Source organism: Roseomonas sp. E05 (genome assembly GCF_030063475.1).
Taxonomy (GTDB): domain Bacteria; phylum Pseudomonadota; class Alphaproteobacteria; order Acetobacterales; family Acetobacteraceae; genus Pseudoroseomonas.
On record NZ_JASIRT010000005.1, the window covers coordinates 36,165 to 51,839 of the forward strand.

General features: G+C 70.5%; 13 protein-coding genes. 2 read left to right on the top strand and 11 right to left on the bottom strand.

Going from position 1 to position 15,675, the window contains the following annotated elements; genetic code table 11:
• Positions 1-56 precede the first annotated feature (56 nt).
• From QMO56_RS07250 to QMO56_RS07265, 4 genes are all read right to left on the bottom strand, one after another.
• Positions 57-953, bottom strand: a complete 897-nt coding sequence (locus tag QMO56_RS07250; protein WP_283524533.1) for a carbohydrate ABC transporter permease — start codon at positions 951-953, stop codon at positions 57-59.
• Position 954: 1 nt separating this feature from the next.
• Entirely contained in the window at positions 955-1,890 is a 936-nt protein-coding gene (locus QMO56_RS07255) for a carbohydrate ABC transporter permease (RefSeq protein WP_283524534.1), read from the bottom strand.
• A 90-nt stretch (positions 1,891-1,980) separates the two neighbouring features.
• A complete protein-coding gene (locus tag QMO56_RS07260) occupies positions 1,981-3,336 on the bottom strand; it encodes an ABC transporter substrate-binding protein (protein WP_283524536.1) in 1,356 nt (451 codons plus the stop codon).
• A gap of 203 nt (positions 3,337-3,539) precedes the next feature.
• Positions 3,540-4,673, bottom strand: coding sequence for a hypothetical protein (locus tag QMO56_RS07265; protein WP_283524538.1), 1,134 nt, complete (start codon positions 4,671-4,673; stop codon positions 3,540-3,542).
• A gap of 179 nt (positions 4,674-4,852) precedes the next feature.
• On the opposite strand from QMO56_RS07265, the gene QMO56_RS07270 reads away from it, so the two are divergent.
• Complete coding sequence (locus QMO56_RS07270; RefSeq protein ID WP_283524849.1) at positions 4,853-5,827, top strand: threonine/serine dehydratase; 975 nt, start codon at positions 4,853-4,855, stop codon at positions 5,825-5,827.
• 14 nt (positions 5,828-5,841) lie between these two features.
• Here QMO56_RS07270 and QMO56_RS07275 read toward each other — a convergent pair whose 3' ends face one another.
• A complete protein-coding gene (locus QMO56_RS07275) occupies positions 5,842-7,794 on the bottom strand; it encodes a sensor histidine kinase (RefSeq protein ID WP_283524539.1) in 1,953 nt (650 codons plus the stop codon).
• Positions 7,795-7,862: 68 nt separating this feature from the next.
• On the opposite strand from QMO56_RS07275, the gene QMO56_RS07280 reads away from it, so the two are divergent.
• Entirely contained in the window at positions 7,863-8,411 is a 549-nt protein-coding gene (locus tag QMO56_RS07280; RefSeq protein WP_283524541.1) for a hypothetical protein, read from the top strand.
• Between the two features lie 69 nt (positions 8,412-8,480).
• Here QMO56_RS07280 and QMO56_RS07285 read toward each other — a convergent pair whose 3' ends face one another.
• The 6 genes from QMO56_RS07285 to QMO56_RS07310 all read right to left on the bottom strand — a co-directional run bounded on the left by QMO56_RS07285 (position 8,481) and on the right by QMO56_RS07310 (position 15,540).
• Positions 8,481-9,650 (bottom strand): GNAT family N-acetyltransferase, encoded by a 1,170-nt coding sequence (locus QMO56_RS07285; RefSeq protein WP_283524543.1) that lies wholly within the window; start codon positions 9,648-9,650, stop codon positions 8,481-8,483.
• Between the two features lie 229 nt (positions 9,651-9,879).
• Positions 9,880-10,812 (bottom strand): DUF697 domain-containing protein, encoded by a 933-nt coding sequence (locus QMO56_RS07290; RefSeq protein ID WP_283524545.1) that lies wholly within the window; start codon positions 10,810-10,812, stop codon positions 9,880-9,882.
• Between the two features lie 106 nt (positions 10,813-10,918).
• Positions 10,919-12,313 (bottom strand): YcjX family protein, encoded by a 1,395-nt coding sequence (locus tag QMO56_RS07295; RefSeq protein WP_283524546.1) that lies wholly within the window; start codon positions 12,311-12,313, stop codon positions 10,919-10,921.
• A 106-nt stretch (positions 12,314-12,419) separates the two neighbouring features.
• Complete coding sequence (locus QMO56_RS07300; RefSeq protein WP_283524547.1) at positions 12,420-14,021, bottom strand: hypothetical protein; 1,602 nt, start codon at positions 14,019-14,021, stop codon at positions 12,420-12,422.
• A gap of 25 nt (positions 14,022-14,046) precedes the next feature.
• Complete coding sequence (locus QMO56_RS07305) at positions 14,047-14,505, bottom strand: GtrA family protein (protein WP_283524548.1); 459 nt, start codon at positions 14,503-14,505, stop codon at positions 14,047-14,049.
• Positions 14,506-15,540 carry a glycosyltransferase family 2 protein gene (locus QMO56_RS07310; protein ID WP_283524550.1) on the bottom strand — a complete coding sequence of 345 codons (1,035 nt, stop codon included), beginning with the start codon at positions 15,538-15,540 and terminating at the stop codon, positions 14,506-14,508.
• Positions 15,541-15,675: the final 135 nt, after the last annotated feature.

A 15,675-nucleotide genomic window follows, 5' to 3' on the forward strand; every position in this document is an offset into this window, starting at 1 on the left:
TCTTTGTCTTCGTGGGGACGCCCGTCCGGCCGCAGGCGGCCGGACGGGATCCTTCCTCAGCCCTTGGTTGCACCGGCGGTCAGGCCGGCGATGTAGTAGTCCATCAGGAAGGCATAGACGAGCAGCGGCGGCAGCGCCGCCATCAGCGCGCCGGCCATGATCTTGCCCCACTGGAAGGTATCCGCCCGGATCAGGTCCGAGACGATGCCGACCGTCAGCACCATCTGGTCCGAGCTGACCAGGAAGGCCAGGGGATAGATGAAGGCCGCCCAGCTCACGGTGAAGGCAAAGATCATGGCGGCGAGGATGCCTGGCAGCGCCACGGGAATGAAGATCTTCCAGAGCATCTGCAGGTGCCCCGCGCCGTCGATCAGCGCCGCCTCGTCCAGCTCCTTCGGGATGGAGGCGAAATAGCCGATCATGATCCAGGTGCAGAACGGCACCGTCAGCGTCGGGAAGAGCAGCACCATCGCCCACATGTTGTTGTACATGCCGAGGTGCCCGACGATCTGGAACATCGGGATGAACAGCAGCGTCTCCGGCACCAGGTAGGTCAGGAAGACGCCGGTCGCGAGCGTCGCGCTGCCCCAGAACTTCATCCGCGCCAGCGCGAAGGCCGCCATGGTGGAGATCACCATGGTGATGGCCACGGTGCAGGCGGTGACGATGACCGAGTTGCGGAAGTGGATGAGGTAGTTGCCCTGCGTGAGCAGCTCCCAGTAGTTCTCCAGCGTCGGGTGCCGCACGATCCAGGGGTTGCCTGCCAGATCGGCGATCTCGCTGCTGCCCTTCAGGCTGGTCATCAGCATGTGGAAGGGCGGCGTCATGAAGAACACGATGAACACCGCCAGCGCGATATAGGCGCCGATCATCGCCCAGCGGCGCTCCTGCCGGAGGCTTCCGTGCTTGCGCTCCGGCGGGACGTAGGTGGAGGCTTCGGTGGTGGCGCTCATCTCAGGCCATCTCCTTGGTGCGCCGGTTCACCCCACGCAGGATGAAGATGGCGAAGACCGCCAGCAGCGGGAACATGAACAGGCTGACCGTGGCGCCGAGCGGGATGTCGCCCGACTGGATGCCGACCTGGAAGGCATAGGTCGCGAAGACATGCGTCGTGTCCAGCGGGCCGCCATTGGTCAGGATGCGGACGATGTCGAAGTTGGCGAAGGTCACGATCAGGCTGAACAGCACGGTGATCGAGATGATGTTGCGCATCATCGGGAAGGTCACGAAGCGCAGCTTCTGCCAGCCCGTGGCGCCGTCGATCGCCGCTGCCTCGTAGAGCTGATCGGGCACCGATTTCAGCGCCGCCAGATACATGATCATGAAGAAGGGCGAGCCGTACCACACGTTCACCAGGATGACGGAGAAGCGCGCCCAGCCCGGCACGCCGAGCCAGGGGATGGGGTCCACCCCGATGCCGGCCAGCGCCCAGTTGAAGGCGGAGTAGGACGGATCGAACAGCCACCACCAGGCCAGCGTCGAGATGGCCGGCGGGATGACCCAGGGCACCAGCAGCATGCCGCGCCACTTCCGCTGCCCCTTGGCGGGAAGCGCGTGCAGCACATGCGCCAGGATGAAGCCGATCAGCGCCTTCACCACCACCGCCGACACCGCGAACAGCACGGACTGGAACACCACGTCCCAGAAGGTCTGGCGCGAGAACAGGAAGGTGAAGTTCTCCCAGCCGATGAAGCGCGTCATGCGCTTGTTCAGCGTCGAGAGATACAGCGCATAGAGGAAGGGATAGACCACCAGCCCAAGGACCAGCAGGATCAGCGGCAGGGTCAGCAGGAAGGCGGTCGTGGAATTGCGCCGCGCCAGCCGCCGCAGCGTGCTGTGCGGCGACACCGCGGCCGGCGCGGCAGGGGCGGAAAGCGTGCCTTGGGACATATCAGACTCCCTCGCATGAGCGGGAGATGAGGCAACGCGCGCGGGATTCACTCGCTCCCGCGCGCGCCTTCACGGTTGCTCCGGCAGCGCTCAGCCGCGCTTGAAGCCTTCCAGCTCCTGCTCGGCCCACTTGATGGCGCTGTCGACCGACTCCTTGCTCTGCGCAACGCGGGCGATCATCTTGGCCTGGATCGACTGGTTGTACATCTGCACGGCCATCTCCGGCGGCGCCGGATAGCAGGCGATGAACTGCTTGGCGTTGTGCTGCGGCCGGACCGGATAGTTGTAAACCACGCCCTTCGGCGGCCCCTCGGTCTCCCAGGTGTCGAAGTCGGTCATGCTGCCGAAGGGCGGGATGTCGTAGCCGTTGCTGGCGGCGACCATCGCCTTGGCCTGCTCGCGCTCGCTGAGGTGCTCGATCAGCGCCTTGGCCGCGCCCTTGTTCTTGGAGAAGCTCCAGGCGCCCCAGAAATACGGCAGGTAGGGTGTGTAGCGCCCGTTGGTGCCGGCCGGCGAGGGGAAGCTCCAGCACTGCTCCGCCACCTGCGGCGCGTCGCGCTTGGCCACCGCCCAGGCGCTGGGCGGATTGAAGATCAGCGCCGACTTGCCGGAGATCAATGCGCGGTTGTTGGAGGCGTCATCCCAGGAGAAGACGTCATCCGGCAGCACGGCGCAGAGTTGCTTCGCATAGTCCAGCACCTGGCGGACGCCGTCCGACTTGGCGGTGATGTCGCCATCCTTGTTCACCAGCGTCGCGCCGAAGGCCTGGAACAGGCTGCCGATCCAGTCGGTCGCGTCGGTGAACTGGCCGACCGGCAGGCCGAAAGGAACGCCCGCCTTGTGGCAGGCCTGCGCCGCCTTCAGGAAAGTGTCCCAGGTCCAGTTGTCGGCGCCGGGGCCCACCTGGTTGGCGGCCGGGAACATCTCCCGCACGTCCAGCCCGGCATGCTGCTTCAGCAGGTCGAAGCGGCCGAGTGCGGGCTTGTTCTGGCTGCCCGAGATGGCCGGCACCGCGCGCCACTTGCCATCGACCTTGGCGAGGTACTCGGTGATCGGGTTCAGGTCGCCGTATTTCTGCTGCAGGCGGCCCATCACGTCGTCCATGGGCTCCAGCAGGTCGGACTTGGCATGCACCTCCCAGGTCGGGAAGGAGAGCACGTCATGCCCCTGCTTGGCCTGCGACTCCGCCGCAATGGTCAGCAGATTCTTGTTGCCGACCGAGGTGATGAAGTCGAGTTCGATCTCGACCTTGTTCTTCTGGCCCCATTCCATGACGATCTTGCGCATGGCGTCGTTGCCGGTGGGGACCCAATGGTCCCAGAGGCCCAGAGCCAGCTTACCGCCGGCATTCTGGCCATGCACATTCACCAGGGGCAAAGCACTGGCCACCGCGCCCAGGGCACCAGCGCGCAGCACGGTACGACGGGAGAACCCGTTGCCTTCCATGATCCGTAACCTCCTCCGCACGGACGACATCCGTCGTCTCGGGCCTTATGGCCACTCGTTGCGGGATCAACGTTAGGCGGTGCGGCGTGCCTCTTGCAACGGTTCCCGCGTGATCCCCGTAGTCTTGCGTATTTTTTATCCGGAGGATCGTTGCGCGCAGCGATGCGATGCCCGCTTCAATTCATATCATTATTGTAACGTCCTCAGGTGCTGAGCTGCAGCACCAGGGCCACCAGTTCCGCCTGCCGCCGGCATCCGGTCTTGCGGCGGATGGCGGCCAGCTGTGAGCGCAGCGTCTCATGCGAGACGCCGCGCCGCTTCGCCTGCCGCTGCAGGTCATGCCCTGCGGCCAGGCCCGCCGCCAGCATCGCCTCGGCCGGCGAGAGGCCCAGCAGGCGCTGCAGCAGCACGGCGGAGGGCGCCCGCCGCTTCGCGCGGTCCACCACCAGCACCACCGCACCGGCGAATCCGGCGAAGGGTCCGCTGCTGCCGGCGCGCAGCGGCAGGACCTGCGCCAGCCAGGCGGGCGCGCCGGAGGGCCGCGGGATGCTCAGCCCGGTGCCGTCGGGCAGCAGCCGGATGCGCCCGGCCTGCACCGCCAGCACGAGATCCAGCGCATGGCGCAGGGCCATCTGCGCCGCCGCGTCGGTGATGGTCAGGCCGGCGGGGCTCAGCGCCAGCCCGTCCCGCTGCGCCGCCATGGCATGCAGCGCCGCGTTGGCGTGCAGCAGGCGCCCGCCGGTGCCGATGATGGCAAGGCCCTGCGGCAAGGCCTCCAGCCCCGCCTCGAGCGCCGCCCCCTGCGCGCGCGACAGCCGCAGCCGCACCTCCGCGAACAGCGCCCGCCGCAGATGCGGGTAGAGGGCCGCCATGAAGGCCTCCTCCTCCGGCCCAAAGGGTTCCGCCCGCTGCGGCCGGTGCACGCTCAGCACGCCCACGGCTTCATCCGGCTCGGCGATGCTCGCGCTGAGCGTGTGGAAACCGGAACTGGAGATCTTCTTGCGGCCGAATTCGTTCCAGAACATCGAGCGCGCGAAGTCGCGCGGCGGGCAGAGCCGGTTGAAGCTGAGCACCCCACGCGGCTGCCGCAGGCCGATGGCCACGCGCGGGTCGTGGGGCAGCCAGTGCGTGTCGTACTCGGCGAGAATGTCGGGGTCGATGCTGAACACCGCGGCGGCGCGGGCCTCCGCCGGGGCATCCCCGGCCGCCGCGATCCGGCTGACGAAGCCGGTTTCCGCCTTGAGCGCCCGCGCGACGACGGCGAGCTGCGGCTCCAGCGAGCCGCCCTCCAGGACCGCGGCGTAAAGCTCCAAGGCCAGGTCGCGGGGGTCGAGCATATCGTTTCACATCCGACTCAGGAATTCCGCTTGCCGGACGGCCTTATAGGCCCCCTGGAACAAAAGCGGTTCACCCATACGGGTGAGTATCCGGAAGGGCTTGCCGAAGGATCGGCGGAGGGCGAGGCTGCGCGCCGCCGGCCCTGCCGGCGCAGCTCCGGAGGTGCCCGATGAACGCCATGACGCTCCCTGCCCACGCCGATGTCCTCGCCGCCGCCGAGCGGCTGCGCGGCCGTGTGGTCCGCACGCCCATGCTGCGTCACCCGCTGCTCGACGCGCTGACCGGCGGGGCGGTGCTGGTGAAGCCGGAGCCGCTGCAGCGCACCGGAAGCTTCAAGTTCCGCGGCGCCACGAACGCCGTGCTGAAGCTCAGCCCCGCCCAGCGCGCCGCCGGGGTGGTCACGCATTCCTCCGGCAACCATGGCCAGGCGGTGGCCTGCGCGGCGGCGGCGGAGGGGGTGAAGGCGCTGATCGCCATGCCGCAGGACGCGCCGGGCATCAAGGTGGAGAGCACCCGCCGCTGGGGCGCCGAGATCACCTTCTTCGACCGCGCCAGCACCGACCGCGAAGCGCTGGCGCAGCGGCTCGCCGAGGAGCGCGGCGCCAGCGTGCTGCCGCCCTTCGACCATCCCGACGTCATCGCCGGCCAGGGCACGCTGGCGCTGGAACTGGCCGAGGATGCCCGCGCCGCCGGCCTGACGCTGGACGCGCTGGCGGTCTGCACCGGCGGCGGGGGGCTGATCGCCGGCTGCGCGCTGGCGATGGAGGGCGCCTCTCCCGGCACCGAGGTCTGGGCCGCCGAGCCGGAGGGCTGGGACGACACCGCCCGCTCGCTCGCCGCCGGCGAGCGCCTGGCCAATGACGGCAAGGGCGCCCTGCTCTGCGACGCGCTGCTCTCCATGCGGCCGGGCGCGCTGACCTTCGCGGTGAACCAGCCGCGCCTCGCGGGCGGCGTGGCGGTGACGGAGGCGGAGGTGTTCCGCGCCATGCGCCTCGCCTTCGAGGCATTGAAGATCGTGGTGGAGCCGGGCGGCGCGGTGGCGCTCGCCGCCCTGCTGGCAGGCAAGATCCCGGCGCGTGGCCGCACCGTGGGCGTGGTGCTCAGCGGCGGCAATGTGGACCCGGCGGTCTTCGCGCGCGCGCTGGCGGCCTGAAGGCGCGGCGGCCCTCAGGCCAGGATATCGGGCGCGGGCTGGCGGCTTTCCTCCCGGGCAGGGGCCGCCTCCAGCAGCGGGGCCGCGCTCGCCACCGGCACGCCCCCCGCCCCGCGGAAGCGCACCCGCGCCTGCAGCCCCTCCGGCACGAAGTCCAGCGCCACCTCGGTCCCGGCGCCGAGATCTGGGGCCAGCGCACGCTGCAGCAGGCGCGAGCCGAAGCCGCGGCGGTCCGCCGGCGGCGCCGAAACCGGCGGGCCGCCGCTCTCGGCCCAGAGCAGTTGCGTCCAGCCCTCGCTGTCGGTCTGCCAGTGCAGCCGGACCCGCCCCTCCTCGCGGGAGAAGGCGCCGTACTTGGTGGCGTTGGTCGCCAGCTCGTGCAGCGCCAGGACGATGGCCTGCGCCTGGCTGGGGCGCAGCAGCACGCCCGGCGCACCCTCCAGCAGCAGGCGCGGCGGCGACTCGCTCAGCCATGGGCCGAGCGCCGCCTGCGCCACTTCGGCCAGGTCGGTGGGTTCCCAGTCATGCGCCGTCAGCAGGTCATGGCCGCGCGCCATGGCCTGCAGCCGCGCCCGCAGCGCCGTCTTCATCTGGTCCGGATCGCCGCCGGTGCGCCGCAGGGTGATGTCGATGATGGCCAGCACGGCGGTCAGGGTGTTCTTGACGCGGTGGTTCAGCTCCCGCACCAGCAGGTCGCGCCCCGCCTCGGCGCGCAGCCGCGCCGTCACATCCTGCAGCGCCAGCCCCACGCCTTCGATCCGCCCGCTCGCATCCTCGATCGGATGGAAGCTGGCGCGGAAGTGCCGCAGGTTGCGCACGGCCCCGGGCGCCTCTGCCGTCATCGGCACGTCCAGCACCGGCTTCCCGGTCCTGAGCACCTCCCGGTGGGCATCCTCGAGCGGCTCGCAGAGCGAGGCCGGGAGGATCTCGGCGGGGGACCGTCCGATATGCTCCGCCGGCGGCAGGCCCGAAAGCGCCGCCATCCGCGCATTGACCGAGACGAAGAGGAGGTCGCGGCCGAGCAGCGCCAGGCCGACGGGAATGGTGTTGTGCAGCACCCGCAGCTCAGAAAGGGCGCGCAACGCCTCCGTCTCGCGCTCGGCCGCCTGCGGGGCTGCCCCGCCCGGCCGCCCCCGCAGCGCCCAGGCGGCCATCAGCAGCGCCGCCAGCCCCGACAGCGCGGCGATCGCGAGGCGGGAGGGCGGGACCCTCCAGCCCGTGGCGGGCATGGGCGGGCGGACCACCACCAGCCGCCAGTCGGGCGCCAGTCGCAGTGGGCGGGCCGCCTGGGCGAAGGCCGGGCCGCCCTCCGCCCCGGCCGGCGCCGGAATGGCGGTGGCGGTGGCGGTGGCGGTGGCGGGGAAGGGCATCTGCGTGGCGGCGGCGACCAGCGTGCCATCCGGCTCCACCACGGCCGCGGCCATCCCGGCGGGCAGCGCACCATCCAGCACGGCACCGATCACCTCCGGCTGGATCTCGGTGATGAGGACGGCGATTCGCCGCTGCGCGCGCTTGACCGGCACCGCGACGACCAGCCGCGCCGGGCCCTCCGCCCCCCCCATGGAGCGCATCACGGCGGTGCCGCCGCTCTCCAGGGCCCGCAGGGCCGGCGCGGCATCCTCCAGCGCCGGCAGGATGGTGCCGAAGGGCAAGGTGGTGTTGACCAGCTGGGCGAGGGAAAGGTCGGCCAGCAGGACCGGCGCCTCCAGCACACCGGCCGCGGCCAGCGCATGGCCATAGAGCGCCCGCAGGTCGGCGCCGGGCTGGTCCAGTGCAGGCGAGGCCGCCAGGGCGGCGAGAATCTGCGCCCGGTGTTCCAGTTCCGTGTCCACCGCCGTGGCCAGGACGCGGCTGGTCTCCGTCAGCGCGGCGGCGCGGCGTGCCGCGTCCTCCCCGTCGGAGGCGCCGGGCAGCAGCAGGGCCAGGGCGGCGGCGGCGGTGGCGGCGCAGGCGGCCAGTGCCGTCACGATCCGGCTTCCTCGCCCTGCCCTGGAAAGCTGCCTGCGCTCAGATCCCATTTCCCGCATATCCCGCTATGCTGCTATTCCTGGCTGGCGTTAGGTACCAGCCAGCGGCCGTCCCGCAGATTCTTCAACCATCGGTTATAATGCGCCTTCATCAAACAATCATCCTGGCGGCCTTCCTGACATCATGCGCCGCCCAGCCGTCGCAATATGGTTGGCCGCCCTCTGCGGGCTGGCTGGGGGGCAGTTCCTCCGACAGCAGCCCCGGCGCCCGGCAGCGGCGGTCCGGCCGGGCAGAGGGCGCCTCCTCCCGCGCCACCCCGACGCCGGACAGTCCGGGGCCGGCGGCCTATCGCGTGGTATCCGACGGAACCGTGGGATGTGCCAATCCCGAGGCGCTCCACCTGCTGCGCGACCTGCGGAATTCGGAGAAGGGCACACCCCGCGCCCTGGCTCAGGCACATCGGGATGGCCGGTGCATGACCGTCTTTCAGGCCAGCCGCTGGAAGCTGGAAGGCGCCGAGGGGGATGTGATGCGGCTCAGCCTGCTCAATCCCACCCCTGGGCAGCGCGCCACGACCTTGTATTTCCTTCATCAAGAGGTGGAGGCGCAGCCCTGAACCCTCCCCTTCCCGGATGTAAGGCCTGAGGAAACGCTCAGGCTCCGCCAGGGTTGCGGCCAGGGCGGCTCAGCCCTCCTCGCGGAAGGGGGAAGCCTCGGCCAGCTCGGCCATTTCCTGCTCCATCGCCGGGCGCTCGGCATCGAGGAATTCCGCCACCGCACGGCGCAGCCCGCGATGCGCGATCCAATGCGCCGAATAGGTTGGCACCGGCAGATAGCCACGCTGGATCTTGTGCTGCCCCTGTGCCCCCGCCTCCACCCGCTTCAGCCCATGGGCAATGGCGAAGTCGATCGCCTGATAGTAGCAAAGCTCGAAATGCAGGAAAGGCGCCTCCACGGTTGTGCCCCAGTTGCGGCCGTAGAGTGCATCCTGCCCCATCAGGTTCAGCGCGCCCGCCACCGGCTCGCCATCGCGCTCCGCCACCATCAGCACCACGCGCTCGCCCAGCCGCTCGGAAAGCAGGGGCCAGAAGCGCGCGTTCAGGTAGGCGCTGCCCCATTTGCGGTCCACCGTATCCAGGTAGAAGCGGTGAAAGGCGGCCCAGTGGCGACGGGTGATCTCGGCGCCACGCAGGGTGCGGAAGGTCAGGCCGGCGGCCTGCGCGTCCCGCCGCTCCCGCCGCAGCTGCTTGCGCTTGCGGCTGGAAAGGGCGCCCAGGAAGTCCTCGAAGCTGCCATAGCCGTCATTCGTCCAGTGAAACTGGGTGCCAAGGCGCTGCAGCCAACCAACCGCGCCCAGCGCCTGCCACTCCGCCTCGGTGCAGAAGGCGACATGCGCGGAGGACAGGCCAAGCTGCCCCACCACCTGGGCCAGCGCCTCGCCCAGGGCCTCGGGCCCGATGCCGGAGCCGGGCCGGATCAGCAGCCGCGGCCCGGGAACCGGGCTGAAGGGCACCGCCACCTGCAGCTTCGGGTAGTAACGGCTGCCGGCGCGCTCCAGGGCATGCGCCCAGGCGTGATCGAAGATGTACTCGCCATAGGAATGGCTCTTGGCATAGGCGGGCGCGACCGCCACCAGCCGCCCCGCACCGTCCCGCAGCGCCGCATGCTGCGGCAGCCAGCCGGTGCGCGGCCCGGCCGATCCGCTCTCCTCCAGCGCCGCAAGGAAGGCATGGCTGACGAAGGGATTGTCCGTGCCGGCGCAGGCGTCCCACTCCGTCGCGGCGATCTCCGCGATGGAGGAGTGCAGGCGCAAGGTCAGTTCCTGGGGAGCACCATCGGACATGATGCGCAGCATGTGCGCTGCTTGCCGGAGGCTGCAAGAGTGCGGCGCAGCATGAGCCGCCGCGGGGCCGGGGAAGGCGTTTTTTTACAAACACCTGGAAGAGGAGCTCCAGAGATGAAGATCGCGTAAGCGGGACACCCTCGCCCGGATGATCAGCCGGGACCAGGGGCGCCGCCCTGGAACCCCGCCAGGGTGACGGCGCCGCCTCAGGCCCCGCCCTCCGTTTCGCCCGGAGCCGTGTTCAGCGAAGCGCGCGAGTCGGCCGGCAGCACTCCGCCGTGGCGCCGGCCAGCCGCAGCATCCGGCGCGCCGCCACTGCCGCCCCCGCCGCACCGCCTGCCAGCTTCGCCGCATGACCCTCGACGAACTGCTCCACCCCCGCCTCGGCCACCAGATCCGCCCCGGCCGTCAGCCCCGCCGAAAGGGCGAGCCGCCGCAGCAGCCGCCACAGCACCGCCGCCCCCGGCCGGACGCCATGCAGCACCGCCACCTGGCGCATCAGCCGCAGCCCGATCAGCGCCATGGCACCCGCGTCCAGCGCCGGCGAAGGCAGCACCGCCGCCGTCAGGAACACCTGCCCCGCCGCCTGCCGGCCCAGCGCCTTCACCCGCGCATTCAGCACCGGCAGGAGCCCGGTGGCCAGGAGGCCACGGGCCTCGGCCATGCTGCCGGCCTTGTGGAGTTCCGCCACCGCCGCCGCGGCTTCCGGCAGGCGCTGTGCCACGCCCTCGGCCCAGCGCAGCAGGGCAGCGGGCGGGCGGGCGCCGTCCGGCGTGTCGCGCACCACCTCGGCAAGGTCGTCCAATGCATCCAGCCGGCGCAGCGCCCGCCACTCCCGGCCGAGCGCCGCCAGCATCACCCCGCCGACACCCGCGCCCAGCGCGGCACCCAGCCAGCCCAGCACCGGCGAGGCCGCGAAGAGGTCGTCCAGCATCAGCCCCAGGCCAAGCCCGAAACTGCCCAGCACCAGCAGCCCCGCCGCCGCGCCGAAGGTGCCGAAGGAGGCCAGCCAGCCCGCCCCTTTGGCCGCCGCATCCGGCAGGACCAGTTCGACCGGCGCGCCATGCCGGACCAGCCCAGCCGATTCCGGCTCCAGCAGGGCGGGGCCGAGCGAGGGATCGATGGTTTTCGCAGGGCGCGCGGGCTCGTCGGCCCAGCCGGGATTCGTGCTCATCGGGCGCAAGACCGGGGAGAAGGAATTCTCCCCGGACCCCTCTTCTTTTCTTTCTGACAGAAAGAAGATGGGGGTTTGGGGGAATTCTTTCCCCCAAACTTTTCTGTCATAGCGCGTCCTCCAGGAGCCAGGCGAGCAGCCGGTCCATTCCAAGGTTCGGCAGCCCCTCGCGCCCTTCCGGGTCTACCACCGGCGGCCGGAACACCGGCAAGGCGAAGTAGGGCCGCTGCCAGAAGGGGTCGCCGGAGGAAGGCGGCGTGGCGGGAATATGGCCCGGCCGGAAGGGGCGCCGGCGCATCTCGCCCAGCGGCACGCCGAAGACGACCGGCGCCTCGCCCCCCGGGCTGCCTCCCTCCTCCGTGCAGCGCAGGGCGGAAAGGGCGAGATGATTCACCGCCCGCCCCCCGTCTCCGCCGCCGACCATGCCGCGGAACAGGCTCTCGAAGGCCGGGCGCTGCGCCTCCGGCACATAATCCGCCTTGGTGGCGACGAAGGCCACGCGCTTCAGCGTGGAGAACCGGAACCAGCGGGAGCGGGAGCGCACGTCATAGGCGCGGGCGATCTGCGCCACCGCCTGCCGCGCATCCTCGAAGGCCCCTTCCCCGGCACAGAGTGCGCCGAGTGCGTCCACCAGCACCACCTGCCGGTCGAAGCGGGCGAACCAGGGATCGAAATAGCTGCGCCGCATATCGTCGCGGTAAGCCTCGAAGCGGCGCGCCAGCAGCTCGCGCAGCGAGCTGGGCGCCGGGGCGCCGCTTCCTTCCAGCGGGAAGAACCACATCATCGGGCTCTCGCCCTTCGGCCCCGGCACCAGGAAGCGGCCCGGCTGCAGCCAGCGCAGCCCGAGCCGCTCGCGCAGCGCCGCCAGCAGGTCGCGGTAGAGCATGAAGCCGCGCCGCGCGACCGCCTCCTCCGCCGGGGCGGCCGCATTCAGGCTGGCCAGGAAGGCCAGGAAGTCGCCCGCCAGGGCGGTGCGCGGCGGCTGGCGCAGCAGGGACAGCGTATGGGCGGACCAGGTGGCGTAGTCCTCGTCCAGCAGCGGCAGGTCGAGCAGCCACTCGCCGGGATAGTCGAGCAGCTCCAGCCGCACGCGGCGCGGCGGCAGCCAGCGGCCGAAGCGCCCGCGCCGGGCCACCACCAGGGTCAGGCTGACCGAGGCGAGATCGCTGGTGCGCGGCGGCCAGTGCGGGTCGGCTCCGGCCAGGTCGCGCAGCTTGTCGGCGGCGTCGAACCAGTCCAGCGCCTGGGTTCCGGCCGGCTCCAGCCGCACGGCCTCGATGCGCGTGCCGGATGCGGCGAGCTGCCGCCGCAGCGCCGGCAGTGCGTCCCGCCCCCGCCCGAGCGCCAGCAGGTTGGCGATGAGCGAAGTGATGAACACCGTCTTGCCCGAGCGGCTGAGGCCGGTGATGGCGAGGCGGAGGGTGGTTTCATTGAGCGCCCGCTCCGCCTCGCTGGTGAGCCGGGCGATCCCGTGCCCGATCCGCTCCATCCCTGCCGCCATGGTCCTCCGCCTCGGTCATCCATACCGGATGTGGGGATCGGCAGCGGCGCGCGCGAGAAGTCAAGCCGTGCCTTTGACGCCGGACGCGCGCGAGGCGCGCCCGGCATCAGCGGAGCTGGCTCGTCATCCGCGCGCGCGGCAGGCGCAACAGCTGCGCGAAGCCCTGGTCCGCCACCACCTCGACGCCCTCCGGCAGTTCCACAGGCCCGTTCTGGTCGGGCATGTCGGCGTTCAGCACCAGGGCATAGTCGAACCGCTCGCGCCAGCGCCGGACATAAGCCTGGCTGGCCGGCAGCGGATAGTCCGGGTCCACCAAGGCATGGACGGAGGCGATCTCGCCCTCCGGCACCGCGATCTCGTCCGAGGGAGGCAGCACCACCAGGGGCTGCTTGCCGCGCGCGGTGAAGAGATTGGGCACGAAGGACTGCCGCCAGAGGGTCGCGAGCGCGCCGGTCTGCGTATAGGCGGGCAGCCGGCCGGCGAAGTAGCGGCCGAGCGGCGCGCTGGCCTGCGCCTCGCGCGACGCCTCATGCTGCAAGGGAAGGACGAAGCTGTGCGGCGGCAGGGCAGCCAGCACCGTCCGCACCGCCGCGACATCCGCCTCGGCCCGGACCCAGTGGCGGGCGACGTCGAGCGTGCGCAGCGTGCTCACCGCGGCCAGCAGCACCGCCGCGCCGACCAGCACCCGCCGGCTGGCGAAGTCGATGCGGATGGCGGCGGCGGCGGCCAGCAGCGCCATGATCGGCAGGCGCAGCTCGATCGCGCTCGTGCCGGCGACCACCGTCGGCATGAAGAGCGAGGCGATGCCAAGGATGACGGCAACCGCCAGCAGGCCCTGATGGACATGCAGGCGCCGGCGCAGCAGGGCATAGGCGGGCACCACCGCCAGCAGCAGCATGAAGGCGACGTCCATCCGCAGCGCGTAGGTCCGGAAAGGCGAGAGCAGCGCCGAGATGCGGCTGGCGATGCCCGGATTCCAGACAGTGCCGGTGCTCCCCGCCGCCTGATCCTCGCCGGGCAGGTGTGCCGCGGTGAGGGCGAGCACGACAACCGGCAGCACGCAGCAGACCACCAGCAGCAGGCCCGAGCCCAGGAAGCCGGTGAAGGCACGGCGCGAGGCGAAATGGTCGGCGATGCGCGGGCCGATCACCAGCCCGCCGAGCAACGCGGCGTAGAACAGCAGCGCGAAGGGATGCACGACGAGGAGTGCGGCGCTGAGCACCAGCCGCACCACCCAGCGCAGCGCCGAGGGGCGCATGGAGGCATCCAGCGCCGCCAGGATCAGCGCGAGGGCCAGGCCCATCTGGAAGGTGATGAAGCCGAAGATCAGCGTCATCGTCCAGGCCAGGGCCGGCAGGGCGAGCTGCCAGACGTTCCAGCCCATCAGCCGCCAGTTCAGCAGCAGGCAGCCGAGCGGCGGGCCGATGATGGCGAAGGCCAGGATGCCCTGCGCCACATGATCGCCCGCCACCAGGCCCGCCAGGGCACGGGCGAGGAGGTCACCGCCGATATTGGTGAAGGCGCGGGACCAGTCCGCGCCGTAGATGTCCGGCATCTGTGCGATGCCGCCGCCGAGCAGCCAGAAGCGCGCCGCGTGATTGGGAAAATCCCCCAGGAGCGGCATCGAGGTCAGCATCAGCGGCACAAGAAGCATCACCGCGAACAGCGCGATCAGGCCGCTGCGCGTCAACCCACCGAGAGGGCGCATCACGAGACTCCGGGGTCGTTGCGGCTCAGCCCTCCGGCTGCGAACCGTAGACGACAAGGCTGTTGAGGACGTAACTGAAGGCGAAGGTGACCACCACCGAGCCGAGCTTGGCCGCCAGCAGCGGCATGAAGCCCGAGAGGACCGCGAGCGAAACCAGTGACACCAGCAGGCAGGCGAGGTTCACCGCCGCAAAGCGCAGCACGCGGCGCAGCGAGGCGAGCCGCACCTGCCGGCTGCGGAAGGTGAACTTGCCGTTCAGCAGATAGCTGTTCAGTGCGCCGAGCGCGTAGCTGGCGGTGTTGGCGGCGAGCGGCGGCGCCGGCGTGAAGGTCACGAGGAGGGTGAAGGCGACCAGATCGACCGCCGTGTTCAGCACGCCGACACTGGCGAAGAGCAGCATCTCCCGCAGCCGCGCGGCGCGCGGCGCCGTGCCGCCGAGGGCAACCGCGCCCGCGGACAAGGTGGAGCGAAGCCGTGCGGGCACTCAGCGCTCCCCGGCCCAGCTCGCCACGACATCGTCGCGCATCGACGGCTCCAGGCGCGAGAAGTTGCTGGGCACCTCATGCAGATGCTTGCCGGCGCGGATCGACTTCACCATGAAGAGCGGCCGCCCCTTGGTCTCCTGCACCAGCCGGCCGAGATACTCGCCGAACACGCCGAGCATCAGCATCTGCAGCCCGCCGAGGAAGGCGATGGCGGTGATGATGCTGGCCCAACCCGCGACAACGACGTTCTGCGACCACTGATACAGCGCATAGAGCAGCAGCAGCATCGAGAAGCCGGCGGTGATGAGCCCGACCCAGACGGCGATCCGCAGCGGCACGGTGGAGAAGCTCGTGATGGCATCCACGGCGAAGCGGATCATCTTGCTGAGCGGATATTTCGACGTGCCGGCGAAGCGCGCATGCCGCTCATAGGGCAGCGCGACCTGATTGCCGCCGATCCAGCTCACCATGCCGCGGATGAAGCGCTGCCGCTCCGGCATCAGCAGGAAGAGGTCCACCACGCGGCGGCTCATCAGGCGGAAATCGCCGGTGTCGCGCGGGATCGGCACGCTCGTCAGCTTCGTCAGCAGCCGGTAGAACAGCCCGGCCGTTGCCAGCTTGAACCAGGTCTCGCCCTCGCGCGAGGCGCGCTGGCCATAGACGACGTCGGCGCCCTCATCCATGCGCGCCATCATCGCCCCCAGCAGTTCGGGCGGGTCCTGCAGGTCGGCGTCGATCAGCATCACCCGGTCGCCATTGGCGACGTGCAGGCCGGCGGTGGCCGCGAGCTGATGGCCATGATTGCGCAGCAGCCGCACGCCCACCACATGCGGATCGGCATCGGCGAGCGCTTCGATGATGTTCCAGGTGGCGTCCTTGGAGCCGTCATCGACCAGCACGATCTCATACGAGCCGGTCAGCGCCTGGCAGGCTGCCGCGGCCCGCGCATGGAACTCCCGCAGGCTCTCCTCTTCGTTGTAGCAAGGCGCCACCACGGAGATGAGTGGCCGGAGCTTGGTGCGGATCGTTTCCATCCGTGATCCTCTGCTGGCGTCTCCATTATAGAGGCCGTTTCGCCAAAAAAAGATCACGACTCCGCGCGAGGCTTTCACAGCGCTGTCAGGGACCGCCCCACACGCCTCATTAAAATTGCTGGATTTTGCTGAAGG

Coding starts and splice junctions, on each gene's coding strand:
- QMO56_RS07270 (WP_283524849.1), top strand. CDS start 4,853: ATGACGCTCCCTGCCCACGCCGATGTCCTCGCCGCCGCCGAGCGGCTG.
- QMO56_RS07250 (WP_283524533.1), bottom strand. CDS start 953: ATGAGCGCCACCACCGAAGCCTCCACCTACGTCCCGCCGGAGCGCAAG.
- QMO56_RS07300 (WP_283524547.1), bottom strand. CDS start 14,021: ATGCGCCCTCTCGGTGGGTTGACGCGCAGCGGCCTGATCGCGCTGTTC.
- QMO56_RS07310 (WP_283524550.1), bottom strand. CDS start 15,540: ATGGAAACGATCCGCACCAAGCTCCGGCCACTCATCTCCGTGGTGGCG.
- QMO56_RS07290 (WP_283524545.1), bottom strand. CDS start 10,812: ATGAGCACGAATCCCGGCTGGGCCGACGAGCCCGCGCGCCCTGCGAAA.
- QMO56_RS07260 (WP_283524536.1), bottom strand. CDS start 3,336: ATGGAAGGCAACGGGTTCTCCCGTCGTACCGTGCTGCGCGCTGGTGCC.
- QMO56_RS07255 (WP_283524534.1), bottom strand. CDS start 1,890: ATGTCCCAAGGCACGCTTTCCGCCCCTGCCGCGCCGGCCGCGGTGTCG.
- QMO56_RS07265 (WP_283524538.1), bottom strand. CDS start 4,673: ATGCTCGACCCCCGCGACCTGGCCTTGGAGCTTTACGCCGCGGTCCTG.
- QMO56_RS07295 (WP_283524546.1), bottom strand. CDS start 12,313: ATGGCGGCAGGGATGGAGCGGATCGGGCACGGGATCGCCCGGCTCACC.
- QMO56_RS07280 (WP_283524541.1), top strand. CDS start 7,863: ATGCTGCTATTCCTGGCTGGCGTTAGGTACCAGCCAGCGGCCGTCCCG.
- QMO56_RS07285 (WP_283524543.1), bottom strand. CDS start 9,650: ATGCTGCGCATCATGTCCGATGGTGCTCCCCAGGAACTGACCTTGCGC.